The 15,067-nt window shown below is 38.3% G+C and carries 11 protein-coding genes; 9 read left to right on the top strand and 2 right to left on the bottom strand.

What is annotated here, in order from left to right; translation table 11 throughout:
* Window positions 1-112 precede the first annotated feature (112 nt).
* Window positions 113-955 carry a hypothetical protein gene (locus ACTBZY_RS06010; RefSeq protein WP_463045442.1) on the top strand — a complete coding sequence of 281 codons (843 nt, stop codon included), beginning with the start codon at window positions 113-115 and terminating at the stop codon, window positions 953-955.
* Window positions 956-1,225: 270 nt separating this feature from the next.
* Here the strand turns inward: ACTBZY_RS06010 and rlmN are convergent, their stop codons facing one another.
* Entirely contained in the window at window positions 1,226-2,272 is a 1,047-nt protein-coding gene (gene rlmN, locus ACTBZY_RS06005; protein ID WP_463045441.1) for a dual-specificity RNA methyltransferase RlmN, read from the bottom strand.
* A 117-nt stretch (window positions 2,273-2,389) separates the two neighbouring features.
* On the opposite strand from rlmN, the gene ACTBZY_RS06000 reads away from it, so the two are divergent.
* From ACTBZY_RS06000 to ACTBZY_RS05990, 3 genes are all read left to right on the top strand, one after another.
* Window positions 2,390-3,679: a pepsin/retropepsin-like aspartic protease family protein gene (locus tag ACTBZY_RS06000; protein ID WP_463045440.1), complete on the top strand. Its 1,290-nt coding sequence runs from the start codon at window positions 2,390-2,392 to the stop codon at window positions 3,677-3,679.
* 55 nt (window positions 3,680-3,734) lie between these two features.
* Window positions 3,735-4,607: a DNA/RNA non-specific endonuclease gene (locus ACTBZY_RS05995; RefSeq protein WP_463045439.1), complete on the top strand. Its 873-nt coding sequence runs from the start codon at window positions 3,735-3,737 to the stop codon at window positions 4,605-4,607.
* 62 nt (window positions 4,608-4,669) lie between these two features.
* Window positions 4,670-5,236 (top strand): class I SAM-dependent methyltransferase, encoded by a 567-nt coding sequence (locus ACTBZY_RS05990; RefSeq protein WP_463045438.1) that lies wholly within the window; start codon window positions 4,670-4,672, stop codon window positions 5,234-5,236.
* Window positions 5,237-5,394: 158 nt separating this feature from the next.
* On the opposite strand, the gene ACTBZY_RS05985 is transcribed toward ACTBZY_RS05990, so the two are convergent.
* Window positions 5,395-7,569, bottom strand: a complete 2,175-nt coding sequence (locus tag ACTBZY_RS05985) for an FdhF/YdeP family oxidoreductase (protein WP_463045437.1) — start codon at window positions 7,567-7,569, stop codon at window positions 5,395-5,397.
* Between the two features lie 113 nt (window positions 7,570-7,682).
* Between ACTBZY_RS05985 and ACTBZY_RS05980 the strand changes: the two genes are divergently transcribed.
* From ACTBZY_RS05980 to ACTBZY_RS05960, 5 genes are all read left to right on the top strand, one after another.
* A complete protein-coding gene (locus tag ACTBZY_RS05980; protein WP_463045436.1) occupies window positions 7,683-8,921 on the top strand; it encodes a M16 family metallopeptidase in 1,239 nt (412 codons plus the stop codon).
* Between the two features lie 68 nt (window positions 8,922-8,989).
* Entirely contained in the window at window positions 8,990-10,525 is a 1,536-nt protein-coding gene (gene gpmI / locus ACTBZY_RS05975; protein ID WP_463045435.1) for a 2,3-bisphosphoglycerate-independent phosphoglycerate mutase, read from the top strand.
* 968 nt (window positions 10,526-11,493) lie between these two features.
* Window positions 11,494-12,018 (top strand): hypothetical protein, encoded by a 525-nt coding sequence (locus ACTBZY_RS05970; protein WP_463045434.1) that lies wholly within the window; start codon window positions 11,494-11,496, stop codon window positions 12,016-12,018.
* Between the two features lie 7 nt (window positions 12,019-12,025).
* Window positions 12,026-12,619, top strand: coding sequence for a hypothetical protein (locus ACTBZY_RS05965; RefSeq protein WP_463045433.1), 594 nt, complete (start codon window positions 12,026-12,028; stop codon window positions 12,617-12,619).
* Between the two features lie 77 nt (window positions 12,620-12,696).
* The coding region (locus tag ACTBZY_RS05960) for a WD40/YVTN/BNR-like repeat-containing protein (protein ID WP_463045432.1) at window positions 12,697-15,067 on the top strand (2,371 nt) is incomplete at its 3' end.

Below are 15,067 nucleotides of genomic sequence, written 5' to 3'. Positions count from 1 at the left end.
CTTATTCTTGAGTTGGATGTTATTGACTTTTACGAATAAAGATAATTCTGATAGTTTTTCTTTAATGTTTCAAATAGGACTGTAGATGTATTAGAATCATAAATACAGAGCAATGAAATCAAATGTTAAAATAGCTTTATGTACAGATTTCTCTGGCAATTCAGGTCGTGCCCTTGAGTCTCTACTATTTAATTCTTGGAGTTTTAAAGTGGATATTGACGTCATTCATCTTGTAGAGGATGATTATCAAAAGTCTAAGGATAATTTGAATGCACTAGAAATCGAACTAAAACATACCTTAAGTAATATTTCAGAAGTTAAAATGTACCTTTTTAAAGAAGGTCAAAGAGATAGCTTGATGGAGCAATTAAACACTTCAGGATATATTATTGTGGTTAGTGGACTTCAGGGAACTGGAAAAGGAGAAGGTTGGGGAAGTTTTATAAAAACCATTTACAAAGAAGTAAACTGCAATGTTATGGTGGTGCCAATGGCCTGTAAAATTAAGATTGAGAATAAGGTAATGGTGGCCATTGAGCTGGAAAATATTCGGTATTTAAATATTTTATTGAAGGCACAGGCCTTTTTTAGACTTAATTATTTTAAGCTTACGATTGTTATTCGAACGTTAAAAGAATTAGCACTAAAAGAAAAGCGTAATATCCAAGAACAGTTAAATGAAATATTCCCGAGTCTAGAACAAGAGTTGATTCTATACAATCCTGAAAATTATCAGGGAAACTTACTAGAGCAGCTGTCTACTTATGATTTTGGTTATTGTTTTGTGTTTAAAGACGACTTCTTCGATAAATTTTTTATTAATATTTTTGAAACGCATCCTGATAGATCTACGATAAAAGAAAAAGTGGTGAGGATAATGACATTCGAAAGAGAAATAGAATTAGCAAAGACTAATTCCGAACTCTTAGAGAGGTTTGAGTTACGAGACTTTTAAAAGCTCTTAGATGGCTAATTGATATTCTTATGTGAACTCAAGTGATAAACCGATTTCATTAAACCATATTTAAAGGCGATTGTTTCAATGAGCACCTTTACGGTTTGTACCAAATAAGCCTGCAAGAAACGGGACATAAGAATTAATGTTCCCTAAGACCAACGCTTTCATTTAAAGCAGGATGAAGATTCTGTTCAACGGATTAACTGAGCTAAGATTAAAACCCGCTTTATATTAAGTGGAACTTTAATGAAAAATCGTTTGTGATGCCTATTTTTTTTCTTTGATGGCCAGTTGACCGCAAGCGGCATCTATATCCTTTCCTCTGCTTCTTCTCACATTAACCGTTACACCTCTTTTTTCAAGGAAGTTGGCGAATTTATCGATGGCTTCTGGGTCAGCATTTTGATAGTTTGCTTCGGCAATAGGATTATATTCAATGATATTGACCTTTGAAGGCACTCTTTTTACAAAATCCAATAACTCTTGAGCATCTTCTAGCTTATCGTTAAAGCCATAAAAAATGATGTATTCTAGGGTTATTTGATTGCCAGTTTCTTTATAAAAATAATTAAGAGCGTCTTTTAGATTGGTCAGTGAGTTGCTCTCATTAATTGGCATAATTTGATTACGCTTCTCGTCATTAGCAGCATGCAGGGAAAGAGCCAAATTGAATTTAACTTTATCGTCGCCCAGTTTTCTTATCATTTTGGCAATACCGGCGGTAGAAACTGTAATTCTTTTAGGAGACCAGTTTAGGCCATCTTCTGCGGTTAGTCTTTCAATAGAGCCTAATGTTCCTGCATAATTTAGAAGAGGCTCTCCCATGCCCATATAAACCACATTGGTTAGAGGAGCTTGGTAGTTGTCTTCGGCTTGTTTTTTTATCAAGACTACTTGGTCGTAAATCTCTGCTGCGGTGAGGTTTCTTTCTCTGTTCATGTAGCCGGTAGCACAAAACTTACAGGTCAATGAACAACCTACCTGAGACGATACGCAAGCCGTCATTCTTTTATCAGTAGGAATGAGCACACCTTCCACTAAATGCCCGTCGTGCAGTCTAAAACCAGATTTTATGGTTCTATCTGAGCTAAACTGAGAACTCTCTGTTATGACAGGATTTATAACGAAATTTTGCTGGAGTTTAACTCGTAAATCTTTTGAAAGATTGGACATATCTTCAAAACTAGTGGCAGATTTTTGCCACAACCATTCCCAAACTTGATTAGCCCTGAACTTCTTTTCACCTTCTACGATGAACCAATCTGTAAGTTTGACTTTGTTAAGTTCTCGTATGTCTACCTTTTTATCTATCATTCGTATGCAAAATTCTGCATTTCCCCTTGATTTACCTAGCTTTCAACATGATTGAATCGTATTCTCTTTACTATTATGCAGCATATAGTGTATATTCCGAGACTTTTAGATACTTAAATGAAGAAGCACCCCAAAATAACCACATTACTTCTGATCGCACTATTTACAGCGTTTGTACAGACCGCTAATGGGCAGTTCTGGAAAAAGGGTAAGGAAGAGAAAGAAAATCCAGTTTATGGTTTTCATATTAAAGGAGGGAAAAAAAAATATGTGATGCCATTTAAGGTTTATTCTAACCTTATTGTGGTGCCCGTACTTTTGGATAATTCGGACACCCTAAATTTTATTTTGGATACTGGTGTAAGCTCAATTTTTATCACTGATCCAGATGTGGCAAAGAAAATGGGTTTGAGATATGTGCGAGAGGTAGAAATAAGTGGTGCAGGGAAAGAAAAATCCCTTTTAGCCATGGTATCCATTGACCACAGGTTTGAGTTAGGAGACATAACGGGCTATAGACAAAACATTGTGGTCTTGAGTGAAGATATATTGCATCTTTCAGAATTTATGGGTGTGCCTATCCATGGTATTTTTGGCCATGCTCTCTTTGAAAACTTTGTAGTGACGATAGATTTTTCAAATTTCTTTCTAACCATCAACGATCCACGAGAATTTAAGTTTAAGAGAAAGTATGGCAACAAATTCCCTATTGTGATTACCCAATCCAAACCATATACGGATGCCATTTACATTACAGAAGCCAATAAAGAAAAGCGTAATGTAAGATTGGTGATAGACACGGGAGCGGGTCACGCTTTACTATTAAACTCTGAAGAAGGCCATATTGAATTACCCGAAAAAGTGATAAGAGCAAGTTTAGGTAGAGGGCTAAATGGTGAGATTTTTGGAAATGTAGGTCGTGTGCCGAAAGTATCTATTGGGCATACTAAAATGAATAATGTGATAGCTTCCTTTCCTGATTCCTTGGCTTTTAGTATGAAGTTCCCACCGTCTGATGATAACCGACAGGGCAGTATTGGAGGGGAGTTTTTGCGGAGGTTTAAGGTTACGCTAAATTACAGCAAGGGTTATATGGCTCTTAAGCCTATTAGAAGTAAGATAAAAGAGCCCTTTGAACATGATATGAGTGGCTTAGATATTAGAGCAAAAAAAGGCTCTTTAGATAGACTTTATGTTCAAGATGTGATTGAAGGTTCTCCTTCTGACTTAGCTGGATTGAAGGTGTATGATGAAGTTATTTTCATCAATAACGTGCATGTATCGAAGATGACTTTGGCGGAAATTTATCGCTTACTTTCCAAAAAAGAAGGGCGGAATATTAATATCTTTTATAGAAGAGATGGCGTTTTGACTTTTACCTCTTTTAAACTAAAAAGGGCTATTTAATGCTTGCCCAAATCTTTTTCTGATATTTGTTCGCTCAGCATTTTTTGTTTTATTCATGGCGTATCGCAAATCTTTTTTTAAAAGGTATTTTGGTTCTTTTTGGGTTTATATCATCTTTTTAGGGCTCATTTACGCTTTTAATAATTCCAAAAAAATAGTAGCTTTTATCTCAGAAACATTCGGGATAGAACTGCCATTGACCAGAGCACCGAAAGAAATACCAGAGTTTTTAGCTTATCCCGAAACGCTACTTCCAAAGCCTGACACTTACGGCGAGTGGATAGAAAAACCAAACTTTTTGGTGTATTATGATGAAGACATTATGCAAGCGAGATTTAGCTTACATAAATTAGAAAGTAGCTTTACCAGAGGTAATGCCAGCCGATATGGGATACGTTTTAACGACCAAGAGGTTTTAGCTTCGCCAACGGCAAAGTATAAAGATTATTCTGGCTCAGGTTATGACAGAGGGCATCTGGTGCCAGCAGGCGACTTTAAATGCTGCCAGTCCAAAATGGAAGAAACTTTTTCAATGACTAATATTGCTCCTTTTGACTCGGTGCTTAACAGGTATGCTTGGAATGAACTGGAGATAAAAACTAGAAGTTGGGCCAGAAAATTTGGAACGCTTTACGTGATAACAGGACCCGTTTTTGAGCACAGATTTCAATACATCGGGAGGTATAATGATGTAAGTGTACCGACACATTTTTTCAAAATATTATTTACACTTTCAAGTGACGGCACCCAGCCAAGAAATATGGTGGCGTACCTTATGCCTAATGAGCCCCTATATCATTTCGATAAACAAAACATGAAAGTGAGCATAGACCGTTTGGAGCAGATGACCAAGCTTGATTTTTTTGAGAAACTACCAGATGACATAGAGCAAAAGCTAGAAACAGTCACCCAAACAGGAAACTGGTAATGGCATATATTCCGGCTCTCAAGTATCATATTTTTACCCCCATTTACGACTGGTTCATAAATATGAGCGTCCCTGAAAAAGAGATTAAATCCAGAGTCATAGCGTTGGCGGAAATTAAAAAGGAAGATAAAATCTTAGATTTTGGCTGTGGTACCGCTACGCTTTGCCAGATATTACTGGAAAAATATAGTGTAATGGAAATGGTAGGATTAGATGTAGACAAACGAATTCTTGAGATAGCAGGAAAGAAAAACATTCCTAATTTGAGTTTAAAGACGTTTGACGGTGAAACCATTCCTTTCCAAGACCATTATTTCGACAAAGTTATTTCTTCTTGGGTTTTTCATCATTTGACAGCGGCAGAGAAGATAAATGCTTTCAAAGAACTGAAAAGAGTACTTAAACCGGATGGTGTTTTTATTTTGGCAGATTGGGGCAAGGCCTCTAATCCTGTGCAAAGAATCTTGTTTTTTATACTTCAAGTTTTCGATAATTTCCATACCACGTCGGCTCATGTCAATGGCGAAATTAGACGCTATCTGGAAGAAGCTGGGTTTCAATACATAGAAGAATGTGGCTTTAGAAATACGCTTTTAGGAACACTCCGCTATTGGAAAATCAACCACTAGCTTATTCTTCCTTCAATGCAGGTTGAGTCTAATATAATATGTAGATTATATATGCCCCAGAGGGCATAATATCAATAGCAAGGAATGAAATCCCTTGCGAAGATAAAGTATTCGATTAGTTAGGCGGGATTTTGGCGTTTTGCCAAAATCATGACAAACTAAACAGCCTCCAGCCAAATCTCCGTATTCTTAAACGACGGCGTCAAACTTCTACCATCCGTTTCGGAAGAAACCAAAAAATTAGTTTCTGGATAGAAACCCAAAACGCAACCTTTGGCAATATCAAAAGCTACGATTTCAAAATTATCAATCTGTCCGGATTTACTTCTGACATTAACGCGTTGCCCATTTTTTAAGCCTTTTTCAGCAATATCCTCCGTGTTCATCAGTAACACATCTCTATGTTTTGTGCCACGCCAAGCGTCATGCTCTTCATACACTATAGAGTTAAATTGCCCCTCACTTCTGACAGACATCAGTGAAAGAGCATCTTTTGAACGCTCCAAATCGGGTAGGGGATTGAAAACAAATTGGGCTTTGCCAGATGTCGTACTAAATTCAGGGGTATGGAAGGTTCTGCCAGGTATCTGAAATTCTTCTTTAGTCAAGTCTATGTCGTTGAGCTTTTCAAAGCCGGGAATTACGGCGGCTATGGTTTTCCTAACCGCTTCATGACTTTTGAAGGCTTTGAAGTTTATCAATTCATCACCTAAAACACGACTTCCAATATCAGCAATGATGTCAACTTCTGAGCGGAGGTTTTCTATTCGATCAATACCGCCATCACTCATTCGAACATAGTTGAACATAGATTCCTGTGTGGTCTTTTGTTTCTCTTCATCACGGACGAGTACTGGGAGAATCAAACATTCTTGGTCTACCGCTTTTATGTGTCCTTCGTTAAGTGTGGTGTTAATGAAAACTTTAAGCGGAATTTTATTCAATGCCTTTTCGGCATAAGTAAGATTTGGATTGGAGGCATAAAGATTTCCTCCCAATAAGAAAGCCATGTCTACTTTTCCTTTATAAGCTTCCTCCATACATTTCATGGTATCCCAGCCGGCTGATGTAGGAAGTTTGACATTCAGGTGCTGTTCTATATTTTTAAATACGCTCTCTTTTAAAGCCGGAGAAACCCCCATAGAACCTATTCCCTGTACATTAGAGTGCCCTCTTAGTGGGAGTAGACCCGCTTCTTTTCTTCCGACCATACCGCGTAGCATGGCTAAATTGACAATGGCCTCCACGTTTTCAGATCCGTGTTTATGATGGGTAATGCCCATAGCCCATGAGAAAATGACGTTTTCTGCTTGAAGATAAACTTCCGCTATCTCTCTGATTTCTTTAGCCGGTAATCCTGAATTGTTTTCAATAGCATCCCAAGTAAGATGCTCTACGCCTTTTTTAAAGTGCTCAAAACCCTCTGTGTGTTGTTTTATGAAATCGTCGTTCAATTTGTTTTCTGCTATCAAAACTTTGGCAATTCCATAAAGCACCGCCATGTCACCTCCAATTTTTGGTTGAAGATAATGGGAGGCAATGTTTGAACCTGAGCTGAATAAAGAGCGGACATCAGAAGGAATCGAGAAATTTACCAAACCGGGTTCTTTGGCAGGGTTGAGCACCACCACTTTTCCGCCACGCCTTCTCACATGCAGCAGTTCTGTTAAGAAACGAGGATGGTTTGAGGCAGGGTTTGCCCCAATGACAAAAACTAAATCTGCTTTTTTGATATCGTGTACCTGAATGGTGGCTGTGCCTGTGCCAAGCGTACTTTTCATGCCCACACCACTGGCTTGATGGCAGTAATAAGAGCAGTTGTTTACATTATTGGTGCCGTAAATTCTTGCAAAAAGGTGTAGAAGAAAAGCGGCTTCATTGCTACTTCTTCCTGAGCTATAAAAGAAAGTTCTGTTTGGTTCGGTCGTTTTAAACTTGTTGGCTATTTTAGTAAGTGCATCCTCCCAAGTAATGGCTTTATAATGGTTTTCTCCTTTTAATTTTAAGAGCGGATGCCGTAATCTTCCCAGTATTTCTAATTCTCTTGGTCTAAGTTTTCGGAGCTGTTCTATACTATTCTCTGCCCAAAATTCAGCAGGAATGGGGGCTTGAATGTCGGTTAATTGTGCTTGAAGACTCTTTTTGCAAATTTCTATTTTGTCGTTGGCCTCGTTGACCATGCCGCCATTTTGACCTCCCATGCCGTAAGCACAGGTTTTACAGGTGTTTTTAGAAGTGATGGTTTTGGCTACGCTTCCTAGTCCAGCTTCTTTTATTACATGGAACGAATAAAAAATGGACTTCCAGCCGCCCACATAAGATTTTGTCTTCAATAGGTTTTCTTTTGATAATTTGAAGGTAAAAAAATAGTGTGATTTTAACGTAAAAAATCTCTCAAATCTTCAAATAGCCTTATTTTTGCCACGCATTAAGCAAAACCGAATTAATGATTTCGTACCAACATTTCGCCTTGAAAAATGGGCTTCAAGTATATCTTCATGAAGATAAAACCACGCCCATAGCAGCATTTAATATTGTATATAACGTAGGCTCTAGAGATGAGGACGAAAGCCGTACTGGTTTTGCCCATTTGTTTGAGCATTTGATGTTTGGCGGTTCTAAAAACATTCCAAGTTATGACGAGCCGCTACAAAAAGTAGGAGGGGAGAATAACGCCTTTACATCGCCAGATGTAACTAATTATTACATCACATTGCCCGTTTCAAATATTGAGACGGCTTTCTGGTTAGAGTCTGACCGAATGCTGAGTCTCTCTTTTGACCCCAAAGTACTGGAGGTGCAGCGTAAGGTGGTTATTGAAGAGTTTAAGCAACGTTATTTAAGCCAACCTTATGGTGACGTTTGGTTAAAAATGAGACCTTTGGCTTATAAAAATCACCCCTATAAATGGGCGACTATTGGTAAAGAAATTAAGCATATTGAAGATGCAACCATGGAAGATGTCAAAGGCTTCTTCTTTAAACATTATAGACCTAATAATGCGACACTCGTAGTGGCAGGTAATATTTCGCTAGAGGAGGTTAAAAGATTAAGCGAAAAGTGGTTTGGTGATATTCCTGCAGGGCCAAAAAAAGTAAGGAAATTGCCTGTAGAGCCTATTCAGACCGAAGCAAGGTTTTTAGAAACTGAAGCTAAAGTGCCGCTAAATGCACTTTATAAAGCGTATCATATGCCGGGTAGGTATCATGACGATTTCCATGAGGCAGATTTGATTAGCGATGTATTAGGCCGAGGGAAGTCATCAAGACTTTATAAGGAATTAGTAAAAAAGCAAGGGCTTTTTAATAATATTAATGCTTATATTTCTTCTTCCTTAGATCCTGGTTTATTGATGATAAGCGGCAATTTAAATGAAGGAATAAGTATAGAAAAAGGGAATGAAGGTGTCGAAAAAATTGTTAGTAAATTGACAACCGAATTGATGGAAAATAGAGAGCTAGAAAAGGTAAAGAACCAAGCGGAAGCTTCACTGCAGTTTTCTGAAGTAGAGTTACTTACTAGAGCCATGAATTTGGCTTTTGCCGCTAATTATGGCGACCCAGAGTTATGTAATAGAGACGCTGAGAATTTGGAGAACATAACACCTGAAAGTTTTCAAGCCGTGGCAAAACAGGTACTGAGACCAGAAAACTGTAGCACCATGTTTTACAGAGCGGTTAATTAAGGAAGAGTTTTAAGCTTTTAGCCATTAAAGCAAACAATTAAGAAATAGAAACACTAAACATAAAAGACGTGAATAAGAAAGTAGCATTAATCATATTAGACGGATGGGGAATTCCTAAAGTAGGTGAAGAGTGGCGTTCGGCTATTGAAGCGGCCAATGTACCTTATTTTGACCATTTAATGAGCACTTATCCGCACAGCACGTTAGAGGCTTCTGGTAGAGCGGTGGGTTTACCAAACGGTCAAATGGGAAACTCTGAAGTGGGTCATATGAATTTAGGAGCTGGAAGAGTGGTGTATCAGCAACTAGAAAAAATCAATGTAGAGCTAGAAGAAGGTAGAATGGGCGATGAGCCTGTACTTAAAAATGCCTTGAAATATGCTAAAGATAATAACAAAAAGGTGCATTTTATTGGACTGGTGTCTGATGGTGGTGTGCATTCTCATATTGACCATTTAAAAGGTCTGACTAAGATAGCAGCAGAGGCAGGATGTAAAGATGTTTTTGTCCATGGTTTTTTAGATGGCAGAGACTGTGACCCTAAGTCTGGAAAAGACTTTGTATCTGATTTGCAACTGCATTTAGCCACTCATGGTGGTCAAATAGCCTCTTTGACAGGAAGGTATTTTGCTATGGATAGAGATAAAAGATGGGATCGAGTAAAACTGACTTATGATGCCATGGTGAAGGGTATTGGTGAGCATTCTGTTTCAAACGGTGGCATACTTTCTGTCATCCAAGATGCTTATGACGCTGGAGTGACAGACGAATTTATGAAGCCTATAGTGGTTACTCAGCACGACAAACCTGTGGCTGTGATTGAGGAAGGTGACGTGGTGATGTGCTTTAACTTTAGAACAGACCGTGGCCGTGAAATTACGATAGCACTTACGCAAGAGGCTTTCCCTGAGCAAGATATGCATCCATTGAAACTGAAATACTTAACCATGACTAACTATGACGCTACGTACAAAAACGTAGAGGTTATTTATGAGAAGGACAATTTGGTGAATACCATGGGTGAGGTATTAGAAGCTGCTGGAAAGAAGCAAGTTAGAGTAGCCGAAACAGAGAAATATCCCCATGTAACATTCTTTTTCTCTGGTGGTCGTGAAAAAGAATTTATAGGAGAAAGTAGAATCATGGCTCAATCGCCAAAAGATGTGGCTACCTATGATTTGAAACCAGAAATGGCAGCTGCAGATATTAGAGACGGTATCATACCAGAACTAAAAAAAGGTGATGTTGATTTTGTGTGTTTAAACTTTGCCAACCCAGATATGGTAGGGCATACCGGTGATTTTGGTGCCGTAGTGAAAGCTGTGGAAACGGTAGATGCTTGTTTAAAAGAGGTGGTAGAGGTAGGGTTGTCAAATGGATATTCTTTCATCATCATCGCCGACCACGGAAATGCGGATTACATGTTAAATGACGACAAGTCTGTCAACACGGCTCACTCGCTTAACCTAGTTCCGTTTATAGTGGTAGACCCAGAATACAAAGGCCAGCCCGAAGCTGGAAAACTAGGAGACGTAGCACCTACTATCCTCAAAATGATGGACGTAGCAATCCCAGCAGAAATGACGGGTAATATCTTAATTTAAAAAAAACAGTTTTGTTTTGATATTTAAAAGGAGCCTCGAGGCTCCTTTTTTTTTCTAAATAAACCTTTTAATTTTAATGATAAGGTCAAGCATCCCAGTCTTGACAGACAATCTTAGGATTAATTCCAATAGTAGGGCTCCTGAAAATTATTAAATAGGATACTTTTGTGTCAGTATGGAGTGGTTTAAAGTCTTGCATGAAATTATAGACGGCATAATTGTTGAAGGTAGGCGTCGGTTGTAGTTTCTGAGAAAATCTTGAAACTTTCAAGGTCTCTTGAAACGAGGGAGAAAGAAATTTTCTAATATTTATTGGGCTTAAAAACAAATCCTTCTAACAAAAATTGAATGATTATTTGTAGCAGAAGTGATAAGCTTGTGCTGCAAAATTATGCTTGATTCCATTTAATAGTGTCAAGAATCATCAACATCAATTGATCACTTCAGAATTTCGATAGCTCAAACTTTTACTTCAAGTCTCTCGCCCGAAAGGGCTAGAAATGAGCTTTTAGAATAATTTTTTAATCTCCTAAATCGATCTGCTTCTTGTTCGCTAAAAAGCATTTAAGCGTATTCGTACCTAAATAGGCTAAATCATATTAAAGGAATGGCTGTGTGATTCAATATAGATGTATCAACTTTCCTTTATTCAGCGGGCATATCAATGATATATTTAATCAATTTGGAAGTGATTTTACAGTCTAAAATCGCACGTTGCCAAAGAATGTAATCTGCCGAATGGCACTATTTTTGCGGAGTTCGTGTGGGTAAAAGTGGTGTTTGTACCAAAAAATCTAATATTTAAATTATGATATTTTTAAGTACCCGAAAGCTCGTTATATAATTGTCGGAGATGGATAAGACGGAGCTAGTAAAACTCATTTAATGATAAAGCTATAGTGGTTGTTTGATTTAAGGGATTGGTAGCCTTTTTAAAATTTAGAACTTGGAAAATAATTTCTTACAAAATGAGTTTTTTTATTTTTTTGTTAGCTTTTCTGCAAGGACATCATGCGGTCCTTTGCATTTCTACGCAACGCCCTGTTTTTATTATAAAAGGCAAAGTTGAGCAGGTCGATCAGTATTGTAAAGGTGCAAGACCAACAAATGAAACACTTGGTACGTCGTATCAACCTAAGCCCTATCCAAATAAAACTTTCTACATCAAGAAAGGGGATTCAAACTTCACCTGTCGCTCAGAAATAATTAAAACCTTTTCGACGGATATTAATGGTGATTTTACCTTTGAACTTCCACGGGGTCACTATGCTATAATGATGGAAGAGCAAGTTTTACCACTTGAGCTTAATGAATTTGAAAATGAGAATTTTCAAGTAGATAAAGACTGTATAAATAAATGGATTAAACAGCCTTATTATACTTTTGAAGTTACAGACCACAACTTAGAACTTATGAAGTTCTCCTTTATAAATAGATGCTTCTTAAAAACACATATTCCCTGTATTACTTATAAATGGGTAATGAAACACTAAATTTTACATGAAATTAATAAACATTTTCAATGTTAGTTTCTTGCTCCTGTTAGCAATCAATAGCTTTAGTCAGAAGAATACATCCAATAGCCAAGATGCGACATCTGTTAATAGTAAAAATACTGATGTTTTGCCAAGTAACATTAAGCCCAAAAATAGAAATATTGAATGGCGAGAGTTTGGTGATAGAAGAGGTGTCACTTTTATGGAATTACAATCCGCTTTTAACAAAAATTGGGATGGTGTAAAACCTAAAAAAGGTCAAGGGTATAAACCCTTTAAAAGATGGGAGGCATTTACGGCTCCTAGAGTATATCCATCTGGTGACATGACTTTGCCATCAACGGCATATGGCAACTTTGAAAGCTGGCTAAAGGAAAACACTGCTCAACCAAATTCCAAGGCTAGGGTGAGTATGAATCTTATGGCCGCCAACACAAGTACAGGAAACTGGACAGAAATAGGTCCATTGAGTAAACCTTCTGGTTATGTCTCGGGTGTGGGGAGTATTGATATGGTTCGTTTCGATCCTAGCAACCCATCAATCATGTATGTGTGTTCTCCTGATGGTGGACTATGGAAAACTATTGACGCGGTGTAAATTGGACTACGAACTCCGACTTTCTGCCCATTATAGGTTGTGCAGATTTGGTGATCGACCCCACCAATACTCAAATAATGTACTTAGCCTCTGGTAATAGAGAGTATGATAGAAGTAGTATTGGTATTCTAAAGTCCATAGATGGCGGAAGTACTTGGGGGACTACCGCGTTTGTAATTCCTGCGAGTAATGGGTGGACCATCAGACGTTTGATTATGGACCCTGCCAACCCGCTAAACATGATTGCGGTTTTAAATGCAGGGATGGCCGTAACTACCGATGGTTGGGCAACCGTTAATTATCCTAGTTTATCAGGAAGTTATGATTTGCAGGACGTTGAATTTAAACCTGGAGATCCAAATACGGTGTATGCCGTAGGCAAAGATTTTTATAAATCGACAAATAAAGGAGCTACGTGGACGCAGATAACTAATGGTTTACCAAATTCAAGTAGTGTAAGCCGTGCCTTGATGGCTGTTTCTGAAGCAAATTCAGCTTATGTATATGTGCTATATGGTAATACTGATGGGGGCTATTTAGGAACATATCGTTCTTCAGATAGTGGCGATTCATTTTCTGAACGCTCTTCTATGGCTTCTTTATCAAACAATATTTTAAACTGCGATACATTAACTACTGATCCTGCAGGTCAGGCGACGCATAACTTGGCTCTTGTAGTCTCTCCTTCCGATGCCAACCTTGTAACCATTGGTGGATGTAATGCCTGGCAATCAACGGATGGTGGAACTTCTTGGGCATTAAGATCTTATTGGTTAGGTAATGATACCAATTATCCAGGTGTAGGCATGTCTTCCGCCGACTATGTGCATGCAGATATTCAGTCCCTTGAGTATTTGCCGGGTAGCAATACCACGCTTTTTATAACCAGCGATGGGGGTATCTCAAAATCATTGAATAATGGTACAAATTGGACTGATATCAGTACAAATTTGAGGGTTGCTCAGATGACCAACGTTGGTCAGTCATCTTTGACGCCTTATAATATGATTGCAGGTTTACAAGACATTGGAACTTTGAAAAATACGAATGGAAATTGGTATGTAACAAACGGTGGAGATGGCGAAGATGGATTTATTGATCGTACAGATGATCAAGTCATCATAACTTCAAATCCTAACGGAGCCTTTGCATTATCTTTAGATGGTGGAATAAATAGAACAAACATTACTGGTTTACCCGCAGGAATCGAATTTTTTAGCCCTATTCATCAAGATCCGGTAGATGCTAGTTTAGTTTATGCCGGTGGACGTCCAGCTTTGTACAAAAGCGATGGTGTATTATCAGACGCTAGTGCGACTTGGACTACTTTAGGAATTCCTGTAGGTAATGGTGGAATTACTCGTTTTGAGATAGCACCAAGTAATACTCAAATAATATATGCTGTTAAGGCAGATATATACAATACCGGTTCTATAAATATTTCAAAGTCGATAGATGGTGGCTTGAACTTTACGGACATCACTGCAGATTTGCCAGTTGATTTGGCGGTAATAACAAATTTGACCGTATCAAATACAGATGCAAATAAAGTGTGGGTAACGTTTTCAGGTTATAACGCATCTACAAAAGTTTTTAAGACAGTGGATGGTGGTGCCAACTGGATTAATATTTCTTCTGGTTTACCAAATATTCCAATGAATACCATTGTTTACACAAAAAATAGCCCTTTAGATGCGGTTTATTTAGGTGCGGATATCGGTGTTTATTATATGGATAATAATACACCTTGGACCCAATTTTTTACAGACTTACCAAGAAACCATGTCAATGATTTAGAAATCTATTATCCCAATTCAAAAATCAGGGCTGCCACTTATGGAAGAGGATTATGGGAGAGTGATTTGTATAGTGTTTGTATCAAACCAAATGCAGGCGTAGACCAAGCACCAAGCTGCGTAGGTAATACTGCAATAACTTCCGTAACATTAGCCGCCACAGCAGTAACAGGCGGAGCATGGAGCCAAGTAACAGGTAATCCATCAGGAGCAACATTTACAAATTCCAGTGCCGCCAACTCAGCAGTAACCGGACTAAACCCTGGCGTTTATAACTTTATTTGGGCTGTCAATTCCACTTGTAGCGATACCGTTAAAGTGACCATCCCTAATTGTGCATGTATCAAACCAAATGCAGGTGTAGACCAAGCACCAAGCTGCGTAGGTAATACTGCAATTACTTCCGTAACATTGGCAGCCACAGCCGTATCAGGCGGAGCATGGAGCCAAGTAACTGGCAATCCATCAGGAGCAGTATTTACAAATTCCAGTGCCGCCAACTCAACAGTGACCGGACTAAACCCAGGCGTTTATAACTTTATTTGGGCTGTCAATTCAACCTGTAGCGATACGGTTAAAGTGACGATTCCAAGTTGTGTTTGTATCAAACCAAATGCAGGCGTAGACCAAGCACCTACCTGTGTAGGTAATA

The organism is Arcticibacterium sp., assembly GCF_055134445.1.
The sequence above is the reverse complement of the archived record's forward strand: the minus strand, read 5'-3'. Positions and strand labels throughout refer to the sequence as shown.